This window comes from Staphylococcus gallinarum, assembly GCF_000875895.1.
Lineage (GTDB): Bacteria > Bacillota > Bacilli > Staphylococcales > Staphylococcaceae > Staphylococcus > Staphylococcus gallinarum.
This window is the reverse complement of record NZ_JXCF01000147.1, coordinates 1-241: the sequence shown is the minus strand read 5'-3', so window position 1 is coordinate 241 and position 241 is coordinate 1. Positions and strand designations below refer to the sequence as shown.

Sequence of the window (241 nt, the reverse complement as noted above, 5' to 3'; positions counted from 1 at the left end):
CTTTGATAATCAAACGCCAGAAGATACAAAGCAGTTTTTTGAATATGCTAAAGAGTTTTTAGAACAAGAATACGGTAAAGATAATTTATTATATGCAACAGTTCACATGGACGAAAAAACACCACATATGCATTATGGTGTTGTCCCTATCACTGATGACGGTAGATTAAGTGCAAAAGAAGTTGTAGGGAATAAAAAGGCGTTAACAGCGTTTCAAGATAGATTTAACGAATATGTTAAT

1 protein-coding gene is annotated in these 241 nt (G+C 32.8%); it reads left to right on the top strand.

Going from position 1 to position 241, the window contains the following annotated elements:
- Positions 1–241: MobV family relaxase (gene mobV, locus SH09_RS16190; RefSeq protein ID WP_200888862.1), on the top strand; the 241-nt coding region annotated here is incomplete at both ends.